Raw genomic sequence first — 19,553 nt, 5'->3', positions numbered from 1 at the left:
GGGCTACCGCCCGGAGCCGCGGGCGCCCCGCGGCTCCGGGATCGCCTGGCGCGTCAGCTCGGCGGCACAGCCGTCGCAGAGCGCGGTGATCCAGACCTCCCTGGCACCGCCGCGGAAGCGCGGGCGGCCAGGGCCGCCGCATATCTCGCAGGTCCGCTCGGAGGCCGTCTCGGTGGCGTCGGTGAGCTGGGTGGCGAGATCCGCCCACTGGCCGTCGAAGTCGCCCTGGTCGTCGAAGCGGTCGGCGACGCAGATCCGCAGGCCGCCCAGGCCGCGCTCGCACTTTTCGATCCGGTAGTCCGGAGCGAGGACAAGCAGCTGTTGGTGCAGCCGGACCAGCAGGGCCGCCCAACCGGGCCCCACGGTCTCCGTCCACGCCGGAAGCTGCCACTCATCGTGGATGACGAGGTCTGTCATGCTCTCCATGCTGGACCATGGGTCTGACAATTCCGCCGACGCGGTGCGGCCCACTTCCTGACAGGCGGCAATTGGCCAGGGTCGGCAACGAGCGGTGAAATAACGGACATTCGCACCGGGGTCGCTGATCAGGATCGGTCACCCGGGAGGCTGTACCGGGCCGCCCCGCCACGCGGGGAAAGACGCCCGCCCCACCGCGACCTCGAAGGCCGCGTCGGCCAACAGCCGGGTGGAGTCCAGCAGCGGCAGCGGCGACATCTCCGGCGTGACCAGCAGCGGGATTTCCGTGCACACCAGCGCCACCGCGTCGCAGCCGCGCTCGGCCAGCCGCCCGATGACCGCCGCGAACGCCTCCTGGGAGGCCGCCTCGATCTCGCCGTTCAACAACTCGTCGAAGATGGTTCGGTGGATCAACGCCCGGTCGGCCGACTCGGGGATGGCCGCCTCGATGCCCAACCGCCCCAGCGCGGTGGGGTAGAGCGGGCCGTCCATCGTGTAGCGGGTGCCCAACACGCCCACGCGCCGACGGCCGTCCCGCGCCGCGCGCGCCGCCACCACATCGGGCAGGTGCAGACCCGGCAGCGCCAGCGGCTCGCCCGGCGCCTCCAACGCCATATGCGCCGTGTTGTCCGCGCAGACGAAGAACTCGGAGCCCGCGCCCGCCAGCCGGCGCACGCTCTCCGCCAGCACGCCGCGCACCGCCGCGTGGTCCCCCGAGTCCCAGCCCGGCATGCTCCGCGCGAGGGCGATGCAGTCAAGGGTGACGTCCGGATGCTGATGCTCCCCCAACTCGCGGAATCCGCGCTGGCAGAAGGCGCGGAAACAGAGCGCGGCCCCCTCGGTGCTGTGGCCCAGAATGCCCAGATGTCTCATCCGTGGACCCTCTCATCTCCCGCGGCCTTCTCGCCCGGGTGCGGGCCGCTCAGCGCTCGTGGCACGAGCAGTCGCAGGCCAGATAGATCACCGGGATCCCGACCGGCGGGGGCGGCGCCACCCCCTTGGTACAGGAGCGGTGCGCCCCGATATGGCACTCCACCGTCCGATAGGCGTCCGGAGTGCGACAGCCGTTGACGACGACCGTCAACACATCGTGCAGCGCCACCGGATCGGTGAGACAGAACCGGCGGGGCGGGATCAGCCAGCGCACCGCCGGGCCCTCCGTGCGGGACGGCGGCGGCACGGAGAGGCTCTCGTCGGCGCCGAGGATCACGATGCCGGGGAGCCGCCAGCCGTCCGCCGAGCCGACCGGGACCAGCCAGAACATCGCGCGTTCGGTGGGCAGATGGATCACCGGCCCTGTCCGCTCGCCGAGCCGGGCGATGGCCCTGGCGCCCTCGATGCCCGAGGCCCTGACCGCGTCGAACCACCGGCCACACGGCAAGTCCCTGGCGCCCTGACGAGCGGACGGCACCCAGGCCGGGTAGGGGATATCGATCTGCACCAGACACCTCCGGCGTCAACGACGAACAACCCGCTACCGAGCGTACCCGCGCCATTACTATCGGCATGATGAGAAGGAATACGAGCAGCTCAACACATCCGATTCCGGCGGCGGTCGGGGTGCCGGTGGCCTCGTCCAACGCCCGGTCACGCGCTCAGATGGAAGCGGGCCGACATCCGTCGGAGCTGCTCGCGCACCCCCGTCCGCTCCCCGTAGACGATGCGCCGCAGCGTCGCGCGGGCGATCGGATGGTTTCTGATCAGCTGGGGCGCGATCCGTTCCGCCGCCGCCAACTCCGTGAAGGCGCGGTCGCGTTGGCCCGACCAGAGATAGGCGCGCGCCAGATCCATCCGGTAGTGGCCGCGCCGGGACGCCGGCAGCGCGCCCACGACCTCGGGATCCAGCCGTTCGTGGAGCCGCAGCGCCTCGTCCTGCTGGCTCAGCTCCAGCGCCACATTGACCCGGTGGATGCCGACATTGCCCGCGCTGAACGTCAACGAGTGCCGGTCGTCCACGGGTTGGGAGCCCGCGGTCACCCGCCGGGCGGACTCGTCGGCCAACTTCAGCCGGTGTTCGGCCTCGACGGCGTTCCCCGCCCTGGCCGCCGAGACGGCGGCGCGGAGTTGGAGGGAGCCCCAGACGCGCAGCGCCGGCGCCTCGCCCCGCTCATAGGCCGCCGACACCCCGCGCAGCGCCTTGTCCCCCAGGGCCAGCGCGTCGTCCCAGTCGGCGGTGGCCCACATGTCCCAGGCCCGCATCCAGTCCACCACGGCGGGCAGCAGCGGATCGCCCGAGCGCTGGGCCGCCCACCCCGCGCGCTCGGCGGCCAGCGTGATCAACTCCGGGTGGCCCAGCGCGTGCGCCGAGGTGTGCCCGAACTTGCACGCCACCGCGTAGACGGCGTACGCCTCCTCGCGTTCACGCCCCCCGGCCGTCTCGGCCAGGGCGCGGGCCTCGCGCAGCAGGTCGGGGAGGAGGGTGAGGATGGCGGTGTTGTCGGCCTCGTCCCGCAGCAGGTGGAGCTGGCGCATCGCCGTCCACAGCTCGGCGGCCGACCTGGGGGCCCCTTCGAAGGTCGGCGCCAGATCGTAGCGCCGCAGCTCGCGTAAGGTCAGGGCCGCCGAGACCTGCCACTGGTTCTCCGCGGTGCTGCCGGTGAACGGCCGCTCGATCAGCTCGTTGGGGTGGATATGGAGCACCCCGGCCAGCGCGTTGATCACACTGGCCCGGTCCAGCTCGATATCGCCGCTCTCCACCTTGGAGACCCAGCTCTGGGTGCGCCGCAGCCGGGCGGCGACATCCGCCTGGGTCAGCCCGAGCCGCAGCCGCGCGCGGCGCATCCGTTGACCGAGCGTCTCGGTCTCGTCCGCCATCACCGAGCCGCCGCCCGGGTAACCGCCTGATGGCGCAGGGGAGTTGTCCGGTCCATCCAGGGCCTCCAAGGAGCTGTCCGCCAGATCGCACCCCGGACGCTACCGCCACCCGCCAGGCCAGCACCCTCCTCGTTCCCCCCAGCGACACCCGTTCGACCTGACACCCGAACTACGCGGCGGCGCCGTGGTGTTCGACCGTCCCGGCCACGCGAAAGCGCCCCGCGCGAGGCGGGGCGTCCCGGTTCAGCGGGCTGGTGCGTCGGCTGACTCGCCGGCCTCCGCGGTGTCGTTCTCGCCCTGGTCGTCGTTCTCGGACTCGGACTCGGCGCCCTCGGCGGGCTCGGGGAGCCGTCCCTGTTTGGCGGCCTTGGCCGCCGCGCGGCGCTGGGCGCGGTTGCCGTTGGGGTCGGGCGTGACCTCCTCGGGCTCGGTGATGGGGCGGAAGCCGCCCCGCGCGGCCGGGGACTGGGCCCCGTTGCGGGAGGGCTGGGGTGCGCGCTTGGCCATGGAAAGGTCCTCTCCTCGATGGTGCGACGCTCCAGTCTGACGGCAACGGCGCGGGTCCGCCGCCATATATCCCTGCCGAGGTGCGGAACGAGCGTTCCCGCGGTTCAGGCCAGCGCGGGCTCCCGCTGGGAGGGCTCGACCGGATCCGCCGGGTCGTCGCTCTCGCCGGGGGCCGGCGGTGTGGTGGCCTCCCGGGCGCCGCGGGGCAGCAGGAAGCCGAGCAGAGAGGCCAGCAGGGTCAGCCCCAGGGCGATCAGGGTCACCTGGCGGGCGGCCGTCAGATAGTCGTCGACCAGCGGGGCGATCCCCACCGTCGAGAAGAAGACCGTGCCCAGCACCGCGACGCCGAGGCTCGCGCCCAACTGCTGGAAGGACTCCAACAGGCCCGAGGCGGAACCCACCTCGGCGTCGTCGACCTTCGCCATGATGATGTCGAAGAGCGGCACGAAGATCATGCCCATGCCGAGCCCGTAGACCAGGAGCACGGGGGCCAGGCTCCAACCGCCCAGCTCGGCGCCGGCCCCGTCGATCACCAGGTAGGTGCCGACCAGTCCCACGACCATCAGCGCGAGACCGAGGTGCAGCACCCGCCGTCCCATCCTGGCCATCGTCGCCGCGGCGAACCCGGAGCCGAGGAACCCCCCGACCGCCCAGGGGGCCATCGCCAGACTCGCCCCCAGCGGACCGAACCCGAGACCCAGTTGCAGCAGCAACGACATCACCAGGGAGAAGCCGACGATGGCGCTGAAGAACACCAGGGTGAACCCCACGCCGGCGGTGTAGGAACGCTTGGCCAGCACGCTCAGCTCGACCAGCGGAACCCGACCGGCCGCCGACCGCGCCCGCTGCCTGACCACGAAGCCGCCCAACGACAGGAGCGCACCCACCGCGAGGCCCGACAGCCAAGCCGGCCAGCCCAGTTCGCGCCCCTGCACCAGGGGGAAGATCAACAGGAACATGCCCACGCTGGCCAGCGCCGCCCCGAGGCCGTCCAGCCGAAGCGTCCGGTCGCCCCGGCTCCTCGGCAGCACCCGGGCGCCGACGACCAGCCCGAAGGCGGCGATCGGCAGGTTGATGAGGAAGACCATCCGCCAGCCGCTGCCCAGGAGATCGGCGTCCACCAGCACCCCGGCGACGATCGGCCCCAGCACGGTGGAAAGACCGATCACCGGCCCCAACGCGCCGAACGCCTTTCCGATCTCGTGCGGCGGAAACAGGTCCCTGATCAGGCCGAACACCTGCGGCACCATCACCGCGGCGCAGAGCCCCTGAAGCACCCGCGCCACGATCAACGCCTCCGGCGACCAGGCGGCGGCGCAGGCCAGGGAGGTGAGCAGAAAGCCGGCCTCCCCGGCCAGCAGCACCGTGCGCCGCCCCAGCATGTCGCCGAGCCGGCCGCCGGTCAGCAGCCCGACGGCCATCGCGAGCGGGTAGGAGGCGGCCGTCCACTGGAGGCTCGCCTCCGACCCGCCGAGATCGGCCCTGATCGCCGGCCCGGCCACCGTCACCACGGTGGCGTCCAGCAGGTTCATCAACATCGCGGCCAGCAGCGACCAGAGGCCGAGCCAGCGCAGACGGGTTCCCATCGCGTTCTCCATGTCCCGTACCCTCACAGGGAGATAGGAACGGATCGTTCCTGTATCGCGCGCAGGGTGGATCACATGCTGGAAACATCGGCTCGCCTGCTCCGCCTCCTCTCGCTGCTACAGACGCCGCGCGAGTGGACGGGCCCGGAGCTGGCCGAGCGGCTAGAGGTAACGACCAGGACCATACGCAACGACGTCGACCGGCTCCGCCGGCTCGGCTACCCGGTGGACGCCATCCGGGGTTCGATCGGCGGCTACCGCCTCGGCGCGGGCAGCACCCTGCCGCCGCTGCTGCTCGACGACGAGGAGGCGGTGGCGGTCGCGGTGGGGCTGCGCACCGCCACCGGGGGCGCGATCAGCGGCATCGAGGAGTCCTCGCTCAGCGCGCTGACCAAGCTGGAACAGGTGCTGCCGCCCCGACTCCGGCGCCGCGTCGGCGCGTTGAACAGCTACACGGTGGCGATCCCGGCGCGCGAGTCGGAGTCCAGGGTCTCCCCCGAGACGCTGACCACCATCGCCGCCGCCTGCCGCGACCGGGAGCGGCTGCGCTTCGACTATCTGAACCACGGGGCGGACGAGCCGGTGCGGCGGGAGGCCGAGCCCTATCGGCTGGTCAACTGGGGGCGCCGCTGGTATCTGATCGCCTGGGACATCGCGCGGGAGGACTGGCGCACCTTCCGGGTGGACCGGCTCACCCCCCGCGTCCCCAACGGGCCCCGGTTCGCGGCCAGACCGCTGCCGGACGAGGATGTCGCCGGCTATGTCTCCCGTGGGGTCGCGGCGGCGCCCTGGCGGGTGCGGGCGCGGGTGCTGGTGCACACCTCGGCCGAGCGGCTGGCGGAACGGCTCCCCGCGTCGGTCGGCGTGGTCGAACCGGCGGGGCCGGAGAGCTGCCTGCTGCACACGGGCGCGGACTCCGCCCAGACGCTGGCCATCTGGCTGGGCATGCTGGACGCCGACTTCGCGGTCCAGGACAACCCCGAACTCGTCGCCCACCTCCGGGTGTTGTCCCGCCGCTTCGCGGGCTCCGCGGAACGCCAGCCCGAAGCGCCCGCATAGGGACGGCAGCCGAAAGCGGCATCCCGGGACGGGACCGCGAGCACCTGACCACCCCACCGCCCACGGCCCAGACGCTCGCTGGTCCGGGCAGGGCCACGGGACGGCGTACCGGGCGGTGTTGGTCCGAGCCCTGGAACGGGGGTGGGGCGGGACAGGACGGGGTGGGACGGGGTGGGGGAACGCCGATGGGCCCGGCGCTTTCGCGTCGGGCCCATCGGTGGTGGTAGCGGGGACAGGATTTGAACCTGCGACCTCTGGGTTATGAGCCCAGCGAGCTACCGAGCTGCTCCACCCCGCGTCGTGAGACCTACCCTACGCCATGTCGGGGGGTGCTCGCTCCCTCAGGCCCGCGGCTGCGCCGAGGGGAGGGCCGGGAGGCCAGTGACGCTCATCATCAGCGAGTAGATCGAGGTGGTGCCGGCGATGAACATCCGGTTCCTGCGGAGGCCGCCGAACCGGATGTTGGCCACCACCTCGGGGACCAGCACGCGGCCCAGCAGCGTGCCGTCCGGGTGGTAGCAGTGCACCCCGTCGTCCATGGCCGCCGCCCAGAGCCGGCCCGCGTCGTCGAAGCGGATGTTGTCGAACTTCCCCCGGGCGCAGCTGGTGAAGAGGCCCTCGTCGTCGAGCGCGCCGTCGTCCCTGACCCGGAACCGGCGGATGTGGTTGGCCACGCTGTCCGAGACATAGAGCTGGGACTCGTCAGGGGAGAAGACCAGGCCGTTGGGGCCGCTGAAGCCGTCGGCGACCAGCCGCACCTCGGCTGAGCCGGGATCGACGCGGTAGACGTTGCGGGCGCCGATCTCGCTGGGGGCGCGATGGCCCTCGTAGTCGCTGGCGATGCCGAACTCCGGATCCGAGAACCAGATCGAGCCGTCGGACCGCACGGCCGCGTCGTTGGGGCTGTTGAGCCGCTTGCCCTGGAAACGGTCCGCGAGCACGGTGATCGACCCGTCGTGCTCCGTTCTGGTGACCCGGCGGTTGCCCTGCTCACAGGTGATCAACCGGCCCTGGCCATCGAGGGTGTTGCCGTTGGGGAAGCCGGCCGAGGGGCGGAACACCCCGACCTGGCCCGTGGTCTCGTCCCAGCGCAGCAGCCGGTCGTTGGGGATGTCGCTCCACAGCAGATACCGCCCGGCCGGCACATAGAGCGGGCCCTCGGCCCAGCGGGAGCCCTGATGGAGCGTCTCCAGCCGCCGATCCCCCGCCCCGCACCTCTCGCTGCGGAACCGCTCGTCCAGGGCCTCGTACACCGGCGTTTGTGCGCTCACCGCTGACACCTCTCCGTCCTTGTCATCCTCGGCCTTTGCCACACACCCCATCATCCGCGCCGGCCGGGGCGTCGGCCGGATCGGCTGGATCGGCCGGATCGGCGAGGGAGGGGGAAGGCGGGCCGCCCCTGGCCGCGAGACGCGCCGGCGTCGTGCGCTGGCCCGCTCGTTGGCCGAGGAACACCCCGGCGAGGACCAGGCCGAGCCCCACCAGCTGCCAGGGGGTGAGCGACTGACCCAGCAGCACCAGCCCGGCAAGCGTGGCGACGACGGGGTTGGTCAGGCTGAGGAAGGCCACCGATGCGGCGGGCAGGCGCTCTATGCCCCGGAACCACAGGGCGTAGGCCAGGGCCGTGCCGATCAGCCCGAGATAGACATAGCCGGCGAGGTGGCTCGCTGTCAGGGCGGGCGGGGCGCCCTCGCCGAGCCAGGCTATGGGCGCCAGCACGAGCCCACCGGCCGTCAACTGCCAGCCGGTGAAGGCGAGCAGAGAGGCACCGGGCGGACGCCCCCACCGCTTGGCCAGCACCACGGCGAGCGCCATCAGCGCCATGGCCACCAGCAGCGCCACCACCCCTCCGACATCGAGCGCGGCATCGGCGCGGAGCACCATCAGGGCGACGCCGACCAGCCCCAGCAGCGCGGCCGGCACCGAGCCGCGCCCCGGGCGGACCCGCAGCAGCACGACGCTCAACCCGACCACCACCAGCGGGGAGAGCGCGCCGATCGTGGAGGCGACGCCGCCTGGGAGGCGATAGGCGCCGTAGAAGAGCAGCGGGAAGAAGGCCCCGAAGTTCAACAGACCGAGGACGGCCGCCTTCCACCACCAGGCGCCGCGCGGCAGCCGCCGCGTGAAGGCCAGGAGCAGCAGCCCGGCCGGCAGCGCCCGCAGCGCCGCCGCCAACAGCGGCCGATCGGGCGGCAGCAGCTCCGTGGTCGTGACATAGGTGGTGCCCCAGGCGGCGGGGCCGACGGCCGCCAGCGCGGCCACGCCCCAATGCCCCGCCGACATCCGCCTCTTCGCACCGCTCCCGACCATGGACCCCACCCCTCTCGCGCGCTCCGGACGGGCGACCCTCCGGAGCGGGTATTTCAACGCCGACCTTCTCAACGTTGAACTAGCTATCCGCGAGTCTGCCAGGTAGACTCTGCGAACGTCAAGTATCTGAGTGCTGAGTTATCTCGTCCGGGAGGACTGCGATGAGCGAAGGGCCCCGGCAGCGGGCGGACGCGGTGGCCGCCGAGGCAGAGCCGGTGCACGCCGTGGGCGCCGTGGACGCGGTGGACGCGCTGCGCGCCCAGTGGGAGCGGGAGCGCCCCGATCTGACCGGGCTGGACGCGATGGCGCTGGTCGGCCGGATCAACCGGGCGTCCAGCCTGCTCTCCAAGGGCATGAAGCCGGTGTTCGCCGAGCACGGCCTGGAGCACGCGGAGTTCGACGTGCTGGCCACGCTGCGCCGCGCCGGCACCCCGCACGAGCTGACGCCCAGCGAGCTGGTGCTCGCCTCCATGGTCACCTCGGGCGCCATCACCAACCGGCTGGACCGGCTGGAGCGGAAGGGGCTCATCGAGCGCCATCCCGATCCGTGCGACCGCAGGGCCATCCGCGTCCGCCTCACCTCCCCCGGGCTCGGCCTGGTCGATCGCGCGATGGTCGCGCATGTCGCCAACGAGGAGCGGATGCTGGCCGGGATGGCGCACGAGGATCAGGCGGTCCTCAGTGCCGCGCTGCGCCAGTTGTTGATCGCGCTCGGCGACACCAGGCTCGGGTGAGCGCGGTGGGGGGCTTTCGGCGGCGCCGGCTACAGCGGTCTGCGCATCGCGATCCTGGGCCAGCGGTCGAGGCCGAGTTCGGCCTCCTGACGGCGGATGGCGCGCAGTCCGGGCGTCAGCTCCGCCGGGGTCAACTCCACGAATCCGCAGCGCCGGTAGTAGGGCGCGTTCCATGGCACGTCGGCGAAGGTGGTCAGGGTCAGCGCCGGGCTGCCGGCCGCGCGCGCGTGCGCGGCCAGCCGGTCCAGCAGGGCTCTGCCGATCCGCCGGTGCGCGTGTTCGGGCCGCACGGACACCTGGGCGACATGGGCCTCGCCGTCCACCCACTCGGCCACCAGATAGGCCGACGGTCGGTCCGTCTCGTCCACCGCCACCCAGGCCATGCCGGCCTGCCGATAGCGGCGCAGTTCGGCGACGGCGGGCGGTTCGTCGTCGGCGATCGCGTCCATCCCCAGCTGCCGGAAGGGTTCGCCGGCCGCCCGCTCGATCGCGCGCAGCAGCGGCAGCTCGTCCTCCCGAACCTCCCGCGTCCGCACCGCGATCCCGGTCCGTTCGGGCCCTGGCGTTCGTTCCGGCGGCCCTCGCATCCGGTCAGTCTCGCATGGCCCAGCGCGGCCTGGCGGAGGTCGGGGAGTCAGCCGGCGGCGGGGCAGACGGAGCGGAGCGCGTGGCCCAGCGCGCGGGTGTGGAGCGGGTCGAGGCCGCGCCGGTCGCGGGTCTCGTCCAGGGCCAGGCCGCGCTGGGCCGGGCAGTCGGCGCCGGCGCGGCCCTCGGTGGCCTCCGTCAGCTCCGCCAGCTCTGCCAGCTCCGTCAGGAGATCGGCGTTGAGCCGGTCGATCTCGGCGCGGACGGCGGAGAGTTCCCCCGCGTTCCCCCCGTCCCCCGCGGCGGGCGGGGCGGTGCCCGGGTCGGCCTGCCAGCGGCCGTGCAGGGCCCGTTGGACGAGCTTGTTGGCGTCGATCTGGTCGCGGAAGACCCGGGCCACGACGTCCGGGTCGGTCCCCGCCCGGCGCGCTTCGGCGCGGGCCAGGCGGATCACCTCCCGTTCCCTGGCGGGGTCGTCGATCGGGTCACCGCCGATCCACTTGGCGGCGGCCACCCGGTCGGCGGTGGCCAGCCGCTGGGCGGAGAGCTCGGTCAACGCGCGCAGCGGCGAGGCGGGTTCGGGCAGGAGGGTGGCTCCGGTGGCGCCGAGGAGGGCGAGTGCCGCCAGGGTGAGGCCGAGCCGGCGAGGGATTCTCATGCCCGGAGAACGACCGCCGACGGCCGGCGTCGCGGCCCGGGGCGATCATCCCGACGGACCACCCCCCGAGGACCATCCGAGACGCCCCTGGACGGCCCCCGGGAACACGGCAGTGACGAGAGGAGTGACGGATGGCTCGCACCAGCTATGACGTGATCGTGCTCGGTGTCGGCGGGATGGGCAGCGCCGCCGTCCATCAGCTGGCGGCGCGGGGAGCGCGGGTGCTCGGTCTGGAGCGGTTCGATCCCGCCCATGACCGGGGCTCCAGCCACGGCGGTTCGCGGATCATCCGCCAGTCGTACTTCGAGGGGGCGCAGTACGTGCCGCTGTTGCTGCGCGCCTATGAGCTGTTCGCGCGGCTGGAGCGGGAGACCGGGCGGGAGCTGATGGTCTCCTGTGGCGGGCTGATGCTGGGCACCCCGGAGAGCCGGACGGTGGCCGGCTCCCTGGCGGCGGCCGATGCCTGGGATCTCCCCCATGAGCTGCTGGACGCCCCGGAGATCAGGCGGCGGTTCCCCACGCTGAGCCCGCGCGCCGGGGAGGTGGCGCTCTGGGAGGCGCGCGCGGGTCTGGTGCGCCCCGAGGAGACGGTCAGGGCCGGGATCGAGCGGGCCACGGCGTCGGGCGCCGAGCTGCGCTTCAAGGAGCCGGTCACCTCCTGGGAGGCGCTGCCTGGCGGCGCGGGTGTGCGGGTGCGCACCGCGCTGGGCAGCTATACGGCGGGGCAGCTGGTGATCTGCCCCGGCGCCTGGGCCCCCGAGCAACTGGCCGATCTGGGCGTGCCGTTCACCGTCGAACGGCAGATCATGTACTGGTTCCAGCCGAGTGGCGGGGCGGGGGTCGAGCCGTTCCTGCCGGATCGGCACCCCGTCTACATCTGGGAGCGCCCCGACGACGGGACGCAGATCTACGGCTTCCCGGCGATCGACGGGCCCGAAGGGGGCGCCAAGGTGGCGTTCTTCCGGCGGGCGGGCGGCGCGTGCACGCCGGAGACCATCGACCGCACGGTCCATCCGGCGGAGGTGGCAACGATGGCCGAGCACGCCGGACGCCATCTGCCCAGCCTGCCGGGCGCCCTGCTCCACGCCGCCACCTGCATGTACACGACCACCCCCGACGAGCACTTCGTGATCGCCCGGCATCCGGCGCACGAGGCGGTGACGGTGGCCTGCGGCTTCTCCGGGCACGGCTTCAAGTTCGTGCCGGTGGTCGGCGAGATCCTCGCCGACCTGGCGCTGACGGGCACCACGGACCACCCCGTCGAGCTGTTCCACCCGAGCCGGTTCGCCGGTGCCTGAGAACCGGTGCCGAGAGCCGGCGCCCGAGAACCAGCGCCCGAGCGCCGGCGCCCTACGTCTCGGGGCGGCGGCGCACCGGATAGGGGACGAAGGTGCTGCTGTGCTCGTCCACGGCGAGCGGGACGCCGGCGGGGGGCGCGGCCCGCTGGGGGCAGTCAAGGCGTTGGCAGCTGCGGCAGCCCATGCCGATCGGGGTGGCCACGGAGGCGTTGCCCAGATCGAGTCCGTCGGAGTAGACCAGGCGCGCGGCGTGCGGGATCTCGCATCCCAGGCCGATGGCGAAGGACTTGGCCGGATCGCCCCAGCCGCCCTGGCGGCGGGTGACCGTGCGGGCGATCCACAGATAGCGCTCCCCGTCGGGCATGGCGGCGATCTGCACATGGATGCGCCCCGGGGCGGCGAACGCCTCGTAGACGTTCCACAGCGGGCAGGTGCCGCCGGTGTGGGAGAAGTGGAATCCGCTCGCCGACTGCCGCTTGGACATGTTGCCCGCCCGGTCCACCCGCACGAAGGAGAAGGGCACACCGCGCAGTCTCGGCCGTTGCAGGGTGCTCAGGCGGTGGCAGACCGTCTCGTAGCCGAGCCCGAACCGGCCGGTGAGCCGTTCGATGTCGTAGCGCGTCTCCTCGGCCGCTTCGTGGAAGGCGCGGTAGGGCAGGATCAGCGCGGCGGCGAAGTAGTTGGCCACCCCGATCCGGGCCAGAGACCAGCTGTCCGAGCCGGGTGGGAAGTCCTCGCCGGCCAGTTCGGAGAGCCCGGGGTCGTACTCCAGCAGGGCCAGCTGGGTGGCCATCCGGAACGCCTGCTGGCCCGGCAGCAGCCGCCCGGAGACGGCGAGCACGCGGTTCTCCCGGTCGTAGCGGTGCTGTTCGGGCCCCGCGTGGGGGACGACGCGCACGCCGTGGCGCTCGGCCAGCCGCGCCTCCAGCCGTCGCAGCACCTCGCCAGGGCGGACGCCGATCTCCTCGGCCAGCTCCTCGGCGGCGAGGTCGACCTCGTGGAGGTAGTTCCGGCGCCGGTAGAAGAACTCCCTGATCTCCTCGTGCGGCGCACCCGGCGCGCCCGGCGCACGCGCCCCGCGCGCGGCCAGCGGCCCTCCGCGCTCCCGGCGTTGGGCGTGTTCGGCGGTCTCAGCGGTCTCGGCGGTCTCGGCGCGCTCAGCGGTCTCGGCGGCCTCGGCCAGCCGGTTCGCCAAGGCGTGGTGGCGCCGGCCGAGTTCGAGCAGGACCTTGGCGACCGAAGGCAGCCGGGAGGCGAGTTCGCCGAGGTCGGACGGGGTCACCCGGCCCTCGGTCAGCTCGTCGGCGAGGGCCTCCCGCAGATCGGCGAGGAGCCGGCCGGTGTCCCGGGTCGAGAAGAAGTCCGGCTCGACGCCGAAGGTCTCGGTGAGCCGGAGCAGCACCGGAACGGTCAACGGGCGGGAGTCGTGTTCCATCTGGTTGAGGTAGCCGGGCGAGATGCCCAGCAGCCTGGCCAACTCGGTCTGCCGCAGCCCGCGTTCCTCGCGGAGCCGCCGCAGCCGTGGCCCCGCGTAGACCTTGGCCATCGCCAGCGCCCTCCTTCGCCATCGCCCGGCCGGTCGACGCCGACCGGAGACGTTCGGGGGATTCACAGCGATCCGCAGTGATTCGCGACGGTTCGCAACCTCAGCCGAACCCCACCGGAAGATTTTCAGAACTTAGCACCGATCCCCCCTTGATGGCACCCAGTGCCACCGTCACAGTGTGAGCACGGCCCGCCGGACTCCGGCGAACCGGCCGGGGAGCCATCGGGACCGTGCCACCCACGCCACGGCAACTCGACGCGCACACCGGACGATTGAGCCACTCGCCGGCAGCATTGCTCGACGTCACCATCCGGCGGGGTTCGGCGGGCCGTGCCTTTCCTCACCCTCCTCGGCACTCAGTGCCGAGCACCTCACAGTTCACTTCGATCATCATCAGGGCAGTTTTACAGCGGAGACGATCATGACGGTCATCACGCAGGCGGAAACATCCACCGCGACATCCCAGGCGGCCGAGGCGTTGGCCCGCCGGTGGGCCACCGATCCCCGGTGGCAGGGGATCGAGCGCACCTACCGGCCCGAGGACGTGACCCGCCTGGCGGGCAGCGTCCAGGAGGAGCACACCCTGGCCCGGCGCGGGGCCGAGCGACTGTGGCGGCAGTTGCACGAGTCCGACTACCTGCACGCCCTCGGGGCGCTCACCGGCGGCCAGGCCGTGCAGCAGGTCAAGGCCGGGCTCCAGGCGATCTACCTCTCCGGCTGGCAGGTCGCCGCCGACGCCAACCAGGCCGGCCACACCTACCCCGACCAGAGCCTCTACCCGGTCAACTCCGTGCCGCAGGTGGTGCGTCGGATCAACAACGCGCTGCTGCGCGCCGACCAGATCGCCACCGCGGAGGGGGACGGGGGCGCGCTCGACTGGCTGGCGCCCATCGTCGCCGACGCGGAGGCCGGGTTCGGCGGGCCGCTCAACGCGTTCGAGCTGACCAAGGCGATGATCGCCGCCGGCGCCGCCGGCATCCACTACGAGGACCAGCTGGCCTCCGAGAAGAAGTGCGGCCACCTGGGCGGCAAGGTGCTGGTGCCGACCTCCCAGCACATCCGCACCCTCAACGCGGCCCGGCTGGCGGCCGACATCGCCGGCGTGCCCACGGTGATCATCGCCCGCACCGACGCCCTCGCCGCCACGCTGATCACCAGCGATGTGGACGAGCGTGACGCGAGGTTCGTCACCGGGGAGCGCACCGCCGAGGGCTTCTACCGGGTGCGCAACGGGATGGCGCCCGCGGTCGCGCGCGGCCTCGCCTACGCGCCGCACGCCGATCTGCTCTGGATGGAGACCGGCACGCCCGATCTGCGGCAGGCCCGCGAGTTCGCCGAGGCGGTCCACGCCCAGTACCCGGACCAGCTGCTGGCCTACAACTGCTCGCCCTCGTTCAACTGGAAGGCCGCCCTGGACGACGACCAGATCGCCAAGTTCCAACGGGAGCTGGGCGCGATGGGCTACCGCTTCCAGTTCATCACGCTGGCCGGCTTCCACTCCCTCAACCACGGCATGTTCGACCTGGCCAAGGGCTACGCCGAGGAGGGGATGACGGCCTATGTCGACCTCCAGGAGAAGGAGTTCGCCGCCCAGCGGCACGGCTTCACCGCCGTGAAGCACCAGCGCGAGGTCGGCACCGGCTACTTCGATCTGGTCTCGACCGCCGTCAACCCGGCCTCCGCCACCACGGCGCTCGCCGGCTCGACGGAGGCCGAGCAGTTCGACTGACCCGAAGCCCCGGGCCGGCCCTTCCCCTTGAGCCGGCCACCGGGGACGAGTCGGCGGTCCGGGCCGGCAAGGCCACCGCTGGCCCGGACCGTCAGTCGACCGCCACCCGGGGCCGCGCCCCCGCCGGCTCCGCCAGGGGACGCCGCAGGGCGCGGCGCCCGGCGCGCCAGGCGGGCAGCAGCGCCCGGCCGAGGGCGTCCTCCAGCAGTGCGGTGGCCTCGATCCCGAAGACCACATCGGGCGCCAGGCCGGGCTCGTCGGCGAGCAGTCCCCCGACCACCTCGCGCCGCACCACCTGTTCGTGCACCGCGTCGGCCTCCACGTGTTCGTCGTAGAAGTGCTCGGCGGCGGGACCGGCGCCGGTGCGGCGCATGGCGTCGGCCAGCCGGCGCGAGCCGGGCGACGAGGTGACCTCGACGGCGGCGAAGTGCCCGACCAGCGCCCCGCGCAGTGCCCGCCGCAGCCCGAACAGGGACATCAGGTTGACGGTGGCCAGCGCCTCGGCGGGGGCCGCGTCCAGATACCGGCCATAGGTCGGGTCGAGGCCGAGATCCCGCATCAGCTCGGCGAAGAGCCGGGCGTGGGCGCGGTCGGCCCGGCCGGCGCCGAACTCGTCGAACTCGATGGCGACCATGGCGGCCTTGGCCCGTCCGCGCAGCCGGGGGATGACCCAGGCGTGGGGGTCGGCCTCCTTGAGGTGGTAGAGCGAACGCAGCGCCGCATACTCGCGCAGCTGCCAGAGTTCGCCCTCCCGCGACAGGAAGTGACCGACTCCGACCGTCTCGTCGGCGCCCGCGCCCCGGACCCCGACCGGAGTGACCGGCTCGACCAACAGCTCGGCCATGGCCTCCTGGACGCCATGGCCCGGTGGCAGCGCCGCGCGCAGGGCGGCGAGGAAACGTTCCTCGGCCGCCACCCGCAGTCCGATCAGCTCCGCGTCCCACTCCCTGGCGTCGGGGACGCCGGCGAAGCCCCGGTAGTGCAGCTCGTACAGCACATAGAGGGTCAGCTGAAGATCACCGCCGAAGGGGTCGGCCCCGGCGGCCGTCTCGCGGCTGGGGAGGGCCAGCGCGCCGTCGGCGAGCGCCGCGAGCAGTCCGGCGGACACCTCCCCCCTGGCCTCCGGCAGCTCGGGGCCGCTCACCGTTCGTTCTCCCGGGGAACGCTCCCCTCCGAGGGCCTCGACCGTTTCCGGTGGCTGGTGTCGCACCAGGGATAGCGGCGGCTGCGGCGGCAGGTGCAGAGCGCGACGGTGAACCGGTCGCTGCGGACCGTCCGCCCGTCCTCGAGCGTCACCTCCACCGGGCCCTCGACGAGCAGCGGCCCGTCCCGCTCGGCGGACACCCGGCGTGGCTGCCGGTCAGCGCTTCTCGCCACGGATCACCACCAGCTCCTCCGACTCCTCGTCCGGCGGGACCAGGCCACGGCGGCGCAGCCAGGGCAGCCGCTCGCGCAGCACAGGACCGAACGGGATCCGCGCGCGCTCGACCACGGCGGCCCGCAGCCCCGCGCGCTCCAGGCGCAGCAGGGTCTCCTCCTCGGCGCACAGGCCCGAGTGGACCATCAGCAGCACGCCGTGGGGGCGCAGCATCCCGGGCGCCGCCGCGCAGATCCGGTCCACCAGCGCCCGCCCGTCCCGGCCCGCCTCCCAGGCGCGGGCGGCGCCGGCGCGGGGCAGCGCTTCGAGTGGGGAGGGGACATAGGGCGGGTTGCTGAAGAGCAGATCGTAGGAACGGCCGGCGACTGCGGTGGTCAGATCGCCGCGCCGCACGGTCACCCGCCGACCGGCGAGCATCGCGTTGATCCTGGTGGTCAGCGCCGCGCGCCGCCCGATGTCCACGGCGGTCACCCGCGCGCCGAGCCGGGCGGCGTAGGCGGAGAGCGCCCCGCTTCCGGAACACACCTCCAGCACATCCATGCCAGGGCAGATCCGTTCGGCGCGGAGCGCGGCGGCCAGCAGCAGGGTGTCCGCCTGCGGCGCGTACACCCCGGGCAGCACCATGACCCGCCCGAGCGAGGGCGCGGGGCGGGCACCGGGAGAGGAACGAACGGGGGAACCAGCGGAGACGGCAGAACCAGTAGACCCGGCAGAAGCAGCCAACGAGCACCTCCAGCCCACCCCTCACCGACCCCGAGACCGCGCGCCGAGTACCCACCGGGGCGCGATTCACACCCCGCCGTCGCGGCGGATCAGCGGGTCAGGACGCCGGTGTGCGGTGGCTCAGGAAACGGGTGTACTCGGCCCGGTCGGCCGGGTTCCCGTCGGTGCGCTCCCGCCGGGGCGGGCGCCCCGCGACCTCCCGGTCGCCCGCCTGGCGCGCGTACCAGACGCCCTCGCCGCCGGTCAGGGTGGGCAGGGACCGCTGGAAGTCGTGGACCACCCGGGTGGGCAGCTCCCCGGTGAGCTGCCAGGCCGCGCCCACTTCGACGGGGGTGTCGAGCCGCGCGCCGATCCCGACCAGCCGCGCGGTGAGCGGGCCGAGCCGGTCGGCCGGCGCTTCGAGGTGGAAGGCGTGGCAGGGTTCGTAGACCCGGGTGCCGGCGGCGGCGAGCGCCTGGAGCAGCACATGCGGCGTCAGATCCCGGTAGGCGCCCGCGGTGCTGTACGGGCGCGGCCAGAATCCGCTGTGGGTGAGGGTGACCCGCACATCGGTGACCGGCCAGCCGTGGTTGCCCTGGCCCAGCGCCCGGTACACGGTCTCCTCGACCGCCGTGTGGAAGGAGACCGGCATCGAGCCGAGCTCCACCTCCCGGTGGTAGCTGACGCCCTCGCCCGGTTCGACGCGGAGGCCGACCGTCGCGAGGAAGCCGTTGCCGATGAACTCGACCGCCGAGCCGACGCCGGCCGGGCGTTCCCGATGCACCACCCGGGCCGGTGCGAAGACGGCCTCGATGCCATGGGTGTCGGCGAGGGTGGTGGCTATGACCTCCCGCTGCACCTCTCCGTACAGCAGCAGCCGGGTCTCCCCGTCCGGGGTGACCCGCGCCTGGATCAGCGGATCCTGGTCGGCCATGCTCAGCAGCGCGGCGTGCAGGGCCCCTGACCGTGCGCCGTCGCGCGCGGTGACCACGGTCTCCAGGCTGGGCGGCGGAAACCGGGGGCGGCGGTCGACGGCCTCGGGGGAGCCCAGTTCGTCGCCGATCCTGACCTGGGCCAGCCCACGGACCCGGGCGATATGCCGGGCGGTCAGCCGGTGTTCGCCCCCGGCGGGCGCCCCCACCACCCGCAGCCCGCTGACCCGCGCCCGATAGGAGCCGACGGTGCCGTCGGCCTCCTGACGGTAGCCGGTCACGCGTTGGCGTTCGCGCAGCTCGCCGCCGTAGGAGCGGAGATAGGCGACCTTCTCCCCCGAGACATCGCGGTCGATGGCGAAGACGCGGCAGCGCAGCCGGGCCTCCGGGGCGGGCCCGGGGGGCAGCAGTTCGGCGATCGCGGCCAGCAGCGCCGGGATGCCGGCGCCCGACAGGGCCGAGCCCCAGAGCAGGGGGAACGCCTTGCCCTCGGCGACCTGCGCGGTGAGTGCCTCGGCCAGCCGGGCGGGTTCGACGGTCCGCTCCTCGACCAGGGCGGCGAGGATCGACGCGTCGTGTTCGGCCAGCACGGGCGCCCAGGCTTCGGCCACCGCCCCGCCGGTGACGGGGAAGGCGTCGAACGCGGCACCTGGGGTGCCCGTCCCCCGCACGGTGCCCATCGGCACCACCTGGGCGGTGAGCGACCGACGGATGTCCGCCACCAGTTCGCCGGCGCGGGCGCCGGGGCGGTCGATCTTGTTGACGAAGATCAGCGTGGGCAGCCGCAGCTCCTTCAGGACGCGCATCAGCACCCGCGTGTGGGCCTGGACGCCCTCGACGGCGGAGAGCAGCAGCACCGCGCCGTCCAGCACGGTGAGCGCCCGTTCGACCTCGGCGACGAAGTCGCTGTGGCCCGGGGTGTCGATCAGGTTGACCTGGCGGTCGTCGATCCGGAACGAGGTGACCGCCGAGCGGACGGTGATGCCCCGGCGGCGCTCGATATCGGTCGAGTCGGTCTGGGTGGAGCCGGCGTCGACGCTGCCCAGCCGGTCGATACGGCCGGTGTCGTAGAGCAGCCGTTCGGTCAGACTGGTCTTGCCGGCGTCGACATGCGCCAGCACGCCCAGGTTGACGATCCGCACAGCCGTCCTCTCCTGCCGCTTCCGTTCCGGCGGCCCTCGCGCTCCCGCGCCTGGCCGCGTCGGTCAAGGCCGCGTCGGTCGGCGGGGAGGGCTCGGCGGTGTGGACGGGAGGGCGGGCCGTGCGGCGACATGGCGCGGCTCCCGAGGGTCCCACTT

19 protein-coding genes and 1 tRNA gene are annotated in these 19,553 nt (G+C 73.2%); 4 read left to right on the top strand and 16 right to left on the bottom strand.

Annotated elements, in window-relative coordinates:
• Window positions 1-3: 3 nt before the first annotated feature.
• The 6 genes from K4G22_RS16495 to K4G22_RS16470 all read right to left on the bottom strand — a co-directional run bounded on the left by K4G22_RS16495 (window position 4) and on the right by K4G22_RS16470 (window position 5,324).
• Window positions 4-417: a hypothetical protein gene (locus tag K4G22_RS16495; RefSeq protein WP_228080998.1), complete on the bottom strand. Its 414-nt coding sequence runs from the start codon at window positions 415-417 to the stop codon at window positions 4-6.
• 138 nt (window positions 418-555) lie between these two features.
• Window positions 556-1,290, bottom strand: coding sequence for an aspartate/glutamate racemase family protein (locus K4G22_RS16490; RefSeq protein ID WP_228080997.1), 735 nt, complete (start codon window positions 1,288-1,290; stop codon window positions 556-558).
• A 49-nt stretch (window positions 1,291-1,339) separates the two neighbouring features.
• Entirely contained in the window at window positions 1,340-1,858 is a 519-nt protein-coding gene (locus tag K4G22_RS16485; RefSeq protein WP_228080996.1) for a hypothetical protein, read from the bottom strand.
• A gap of 146 nt (window positions 1,859-2,004) precedes the next feature.
• Window positions 2,005-3,231, bottom strand: a complete 1,227-nt coding sequence (locus K4G22_RS16480; protein ID WP_228080995.1) for a helix-turn-helix domain-containing protein — start codon at window positions 3,229-3,231, stop codon at window positions 2,005-2,007.
• 243 nt (window positions 3,232-3,474) lie between these two features.
• Window positions 3,475-3,738 (bottom strand): hypothetical protein, encoded by a 264-nt coding sequence (locus K4G22_RS16475; RefSeq protein WP_228080994.1) that lies wholly within the window; start codon window positions 3,736-3,738, stop codon window positions 3,475-3,477.
• A 104-nt stretch (window positions 3,739-3,842) separates the two neighbouring features.
• Window positions 3,843-5,324, bottom strand: a complete 1,482-nt coding sequence (locus K4G22_RS16470) for an MFS transporter (protein ID WP_228080993.1) — start codon at window positions 5,322-5,324, stop codon at window positions 3,843-3,845.
• A gap of 75 nt (window positions 5,325-5,399) precedes the next feature.
• On the opposite strand from K4G22_RS16470, the gene K4G22_RS16465 reads away from it, so the two are divergent.
• Entirely contained in the window at window positions 5,400-6,383 is a 984-nt protein-coding gene (locus tag K4G22_RS16465; RefSeq protein WP_228080992.1) for a helix-turn-helix transcriptional regulator, read from the top strand.
• Between the two features lie 221 nt (window positions 6,384-6,604).
• Here K4G22_RS16465 and K4G22_RS16460 read toward each other — a convergent pair.
• The 3 genes from K4G22_RS16460 to K4G22_RS16450 all read right to left on the bottom strand — a co-directional run bounded on the left by K4G22_RS16460 (window position 6,605) and on the right by K4G22_RS16450 (window position 8,666).
• A tRNA-Met gene (locus K4G22_RS16460) sits at window positions 6,605-6,681 on the bottom strand.
• A 43-nt stretch (window positions 6,682-6,724) separates the two neighbouring features.
• The gene (locus K4G22_RS16455) at window positions 6,725-7,654 is read right to left on the bottom strand and encodes an SMP-30/gluconolactonase/LRE family protein (RefSeq protein WP_228080991.1); all 930 of its coding nucleotides are present in this window, start codon (window positions 7,652-7,654) and stop codon (window positions 6,725-6,727) included.
• A gap of 22 nt (window positions 7,655-7,676) precedes the next feature.
• A complete protein-coding gene (locus K4G22_RS16450; protein WP_228080990.1) occupies window positions 7,677-8,666 on the bottom strand; it encodes an EamA family transporter in 990 nt (329 codons plus the stop codon).
• Window positions 8,667-8,854: 188 nt separating this feature from the next.
• On the opposite strand from K4G22_RS16450, the gene K4G22_RS16445 reads away from it, so the two are divergent.
• Window positions 8,855-9,427, top strand: coding sequence for a MarR family winged helix-turn-helix transcriptional regulator (locus tag K4G22_RS16445; RefSeq protein ID WP_228080989.1), 573 nt, complete (start codon window positions 8,855-8,857; stop codon window positions 9,425-9,427).
• A 29-nt stretch (window positions 9,428-9,456) separates the two neighbouring features.
• Here the strand turns inward: K4G22_RS16445 and K4G22_RS16440 are convergent, their stop codons facing one another.
• Together K4G22_RS16440 and aroQ are read right to left on the bottom strand one after the other, a co-directional pair.
• A complete protein-coding gene (locus tag K4G22_RS16440; protein WP_228084107.1) occupies window positions 9,457-9,963 on the bottom strand; it encodes a GNAT family N-acetyltransferase in 507 nt (168 codons plus the stop codon).
• Window positions 9,964-10,061: 98 nt separating this feature from the next.
• The gene (gene aroQ / locus K4G22_RS16435) at window positions 10,062-10,670 is read right to left on the bottom strand and encodes a gamma subclass chorismate mutase AroQ (RefSeq protein ID WP_228080988.1); all 609 of its coding nucleotides are present in this window, start codon (window positions 10,668-10,670) and stop codon (window positions 10,062-10,064) included.
• Window positions 10,671-10,801: 131 nt separating this feature from the next.
• Here aroQ and solA point away from each other — a divergent pair, with 131 nt between their 5' ends.
• Window positions 10,802-11,968, top strand: a complete 1,167-nt coding sequence (solA, locus tag K4G22_RS16430; RefSeq protein WP_228080987.1) for an N-methyl-L-tryptophan oxidase — start codon at window positions 10,802-10,804, stop codon at window positions 11,966-11,968.
• Window positions 11,969-12,020: 52 nt separating this feature from the next.
• Here solA and K4G22_RS16425 read toward each other — a convergent pair whose 3' ends face one another.
• Window positions 12,021-13,514 carry a short-chain fatty acyl-CoA regulator family protein gene (locus tag K4G22_RS16425; RefSeq protein ID WP_228080986.1) on the bottom strand — a complete coding sequence of 498 codons (1,494 nt, stop codon included), beginning with the start codon at window positions 13,512-13,514 and terminating at the stop codon, window positions 12,021-12,023.
• A gap of 421 nt (window positions 13,515-13,935) precedes the next feature.
• Between K4G22_RS16425 and aceA the strand changes: the two genes are divergently transcribed.
• Window positions 13,936-15,243: an isocitrate lyase gene (aceA, locus tag K4G22_RS16420; protein ID WP_228080985.1), complete on the top strand. Its 1,308-nt coding sequence runs from the start codon at window positions 13,936-13,938 to the stop codon at window positions 15,241-15,243.
• A gap of 91 nt (window positions 15,244-15,334) precedes the next feature.
• Here aceA and K4G22_RS16415 read toward each other — a convergent pair whose 3' ends face one another.
• The 4 genes from K4G22_RS16415 to K4G22_RS16400 form a co-directional block, all read right to left on the bottom strand.
• Window positions 15,335-16,387 (bottom strand): iron-containing redox enzyme family protein, encoded by a 1,053-nt coding sequence (locus K4G22_RS16415; protein WP_228080984.1) that lies wholly within the window; start codon window positions 16,385-16,387, stop codon window positions 15,335-15,337.
• Complete coding sequence (locus K4G22_RS16410; protein WP_228080983.1) at window positions 16,384-16,620, bottom strand: CDGSH iron-sulfur domain-containing protein; 237 nt, start codon at window positions 16,618-16,620, stop codon at window positions 16,384-16,386. The genes K4G22_RS16415 and K4G22_RS16410 overlap by 4 nt, the downstream gene beginning before the upstream one ends.
• Window positions 16,604-17,245 carry a HemK2/MTQ2 family protein methyltransferase gene (locus K4G22_RS16405; RefSeq protein ID WP_228080982.1) on the bottom strand — a complete coding sequence of 214 codons (642 nt, stop codon included), beginning with the start codon at window positions 17,243-17,245 and terminating at the stop codon, window positions 16,604-16,606. The genes K4G22_RS16410 and K4G22_RS16405 overlap by 17 nt, the downstream gene beginning before the upstream one ends.
• A gap of 196 nt (window positions 17,246-17,441) precedes the next feature.
• On the bottom strand, window positions 17,442-19,397 hold the full coding sequence (locus K4G22_RS16400) for an elongation factor G (protein ID WP_228080981.1): 1,956 nt from the start codon (window positions 19,395-19,397) through the stop codon (window positions 17,442-17,444).
• Window positions 19,398-19,553: the final 156 nt, after the last annotated feature.

Origin of the sequence: Streptomyces profundus, from assembly GCF_020740535.1 — a bacterium.
GTDB classification, from domain to species: domain Bacteria; phylum Actinomycetota; class Actinomycetes; order Streptomycetales; family Streptomycetaceae; genus Streptomyces; species Streptomyces profundus.
Note: the sequence above shows the minus strand (reverse complement) of the source record. Positions and strands in the feature narration are given on the sequence as shown.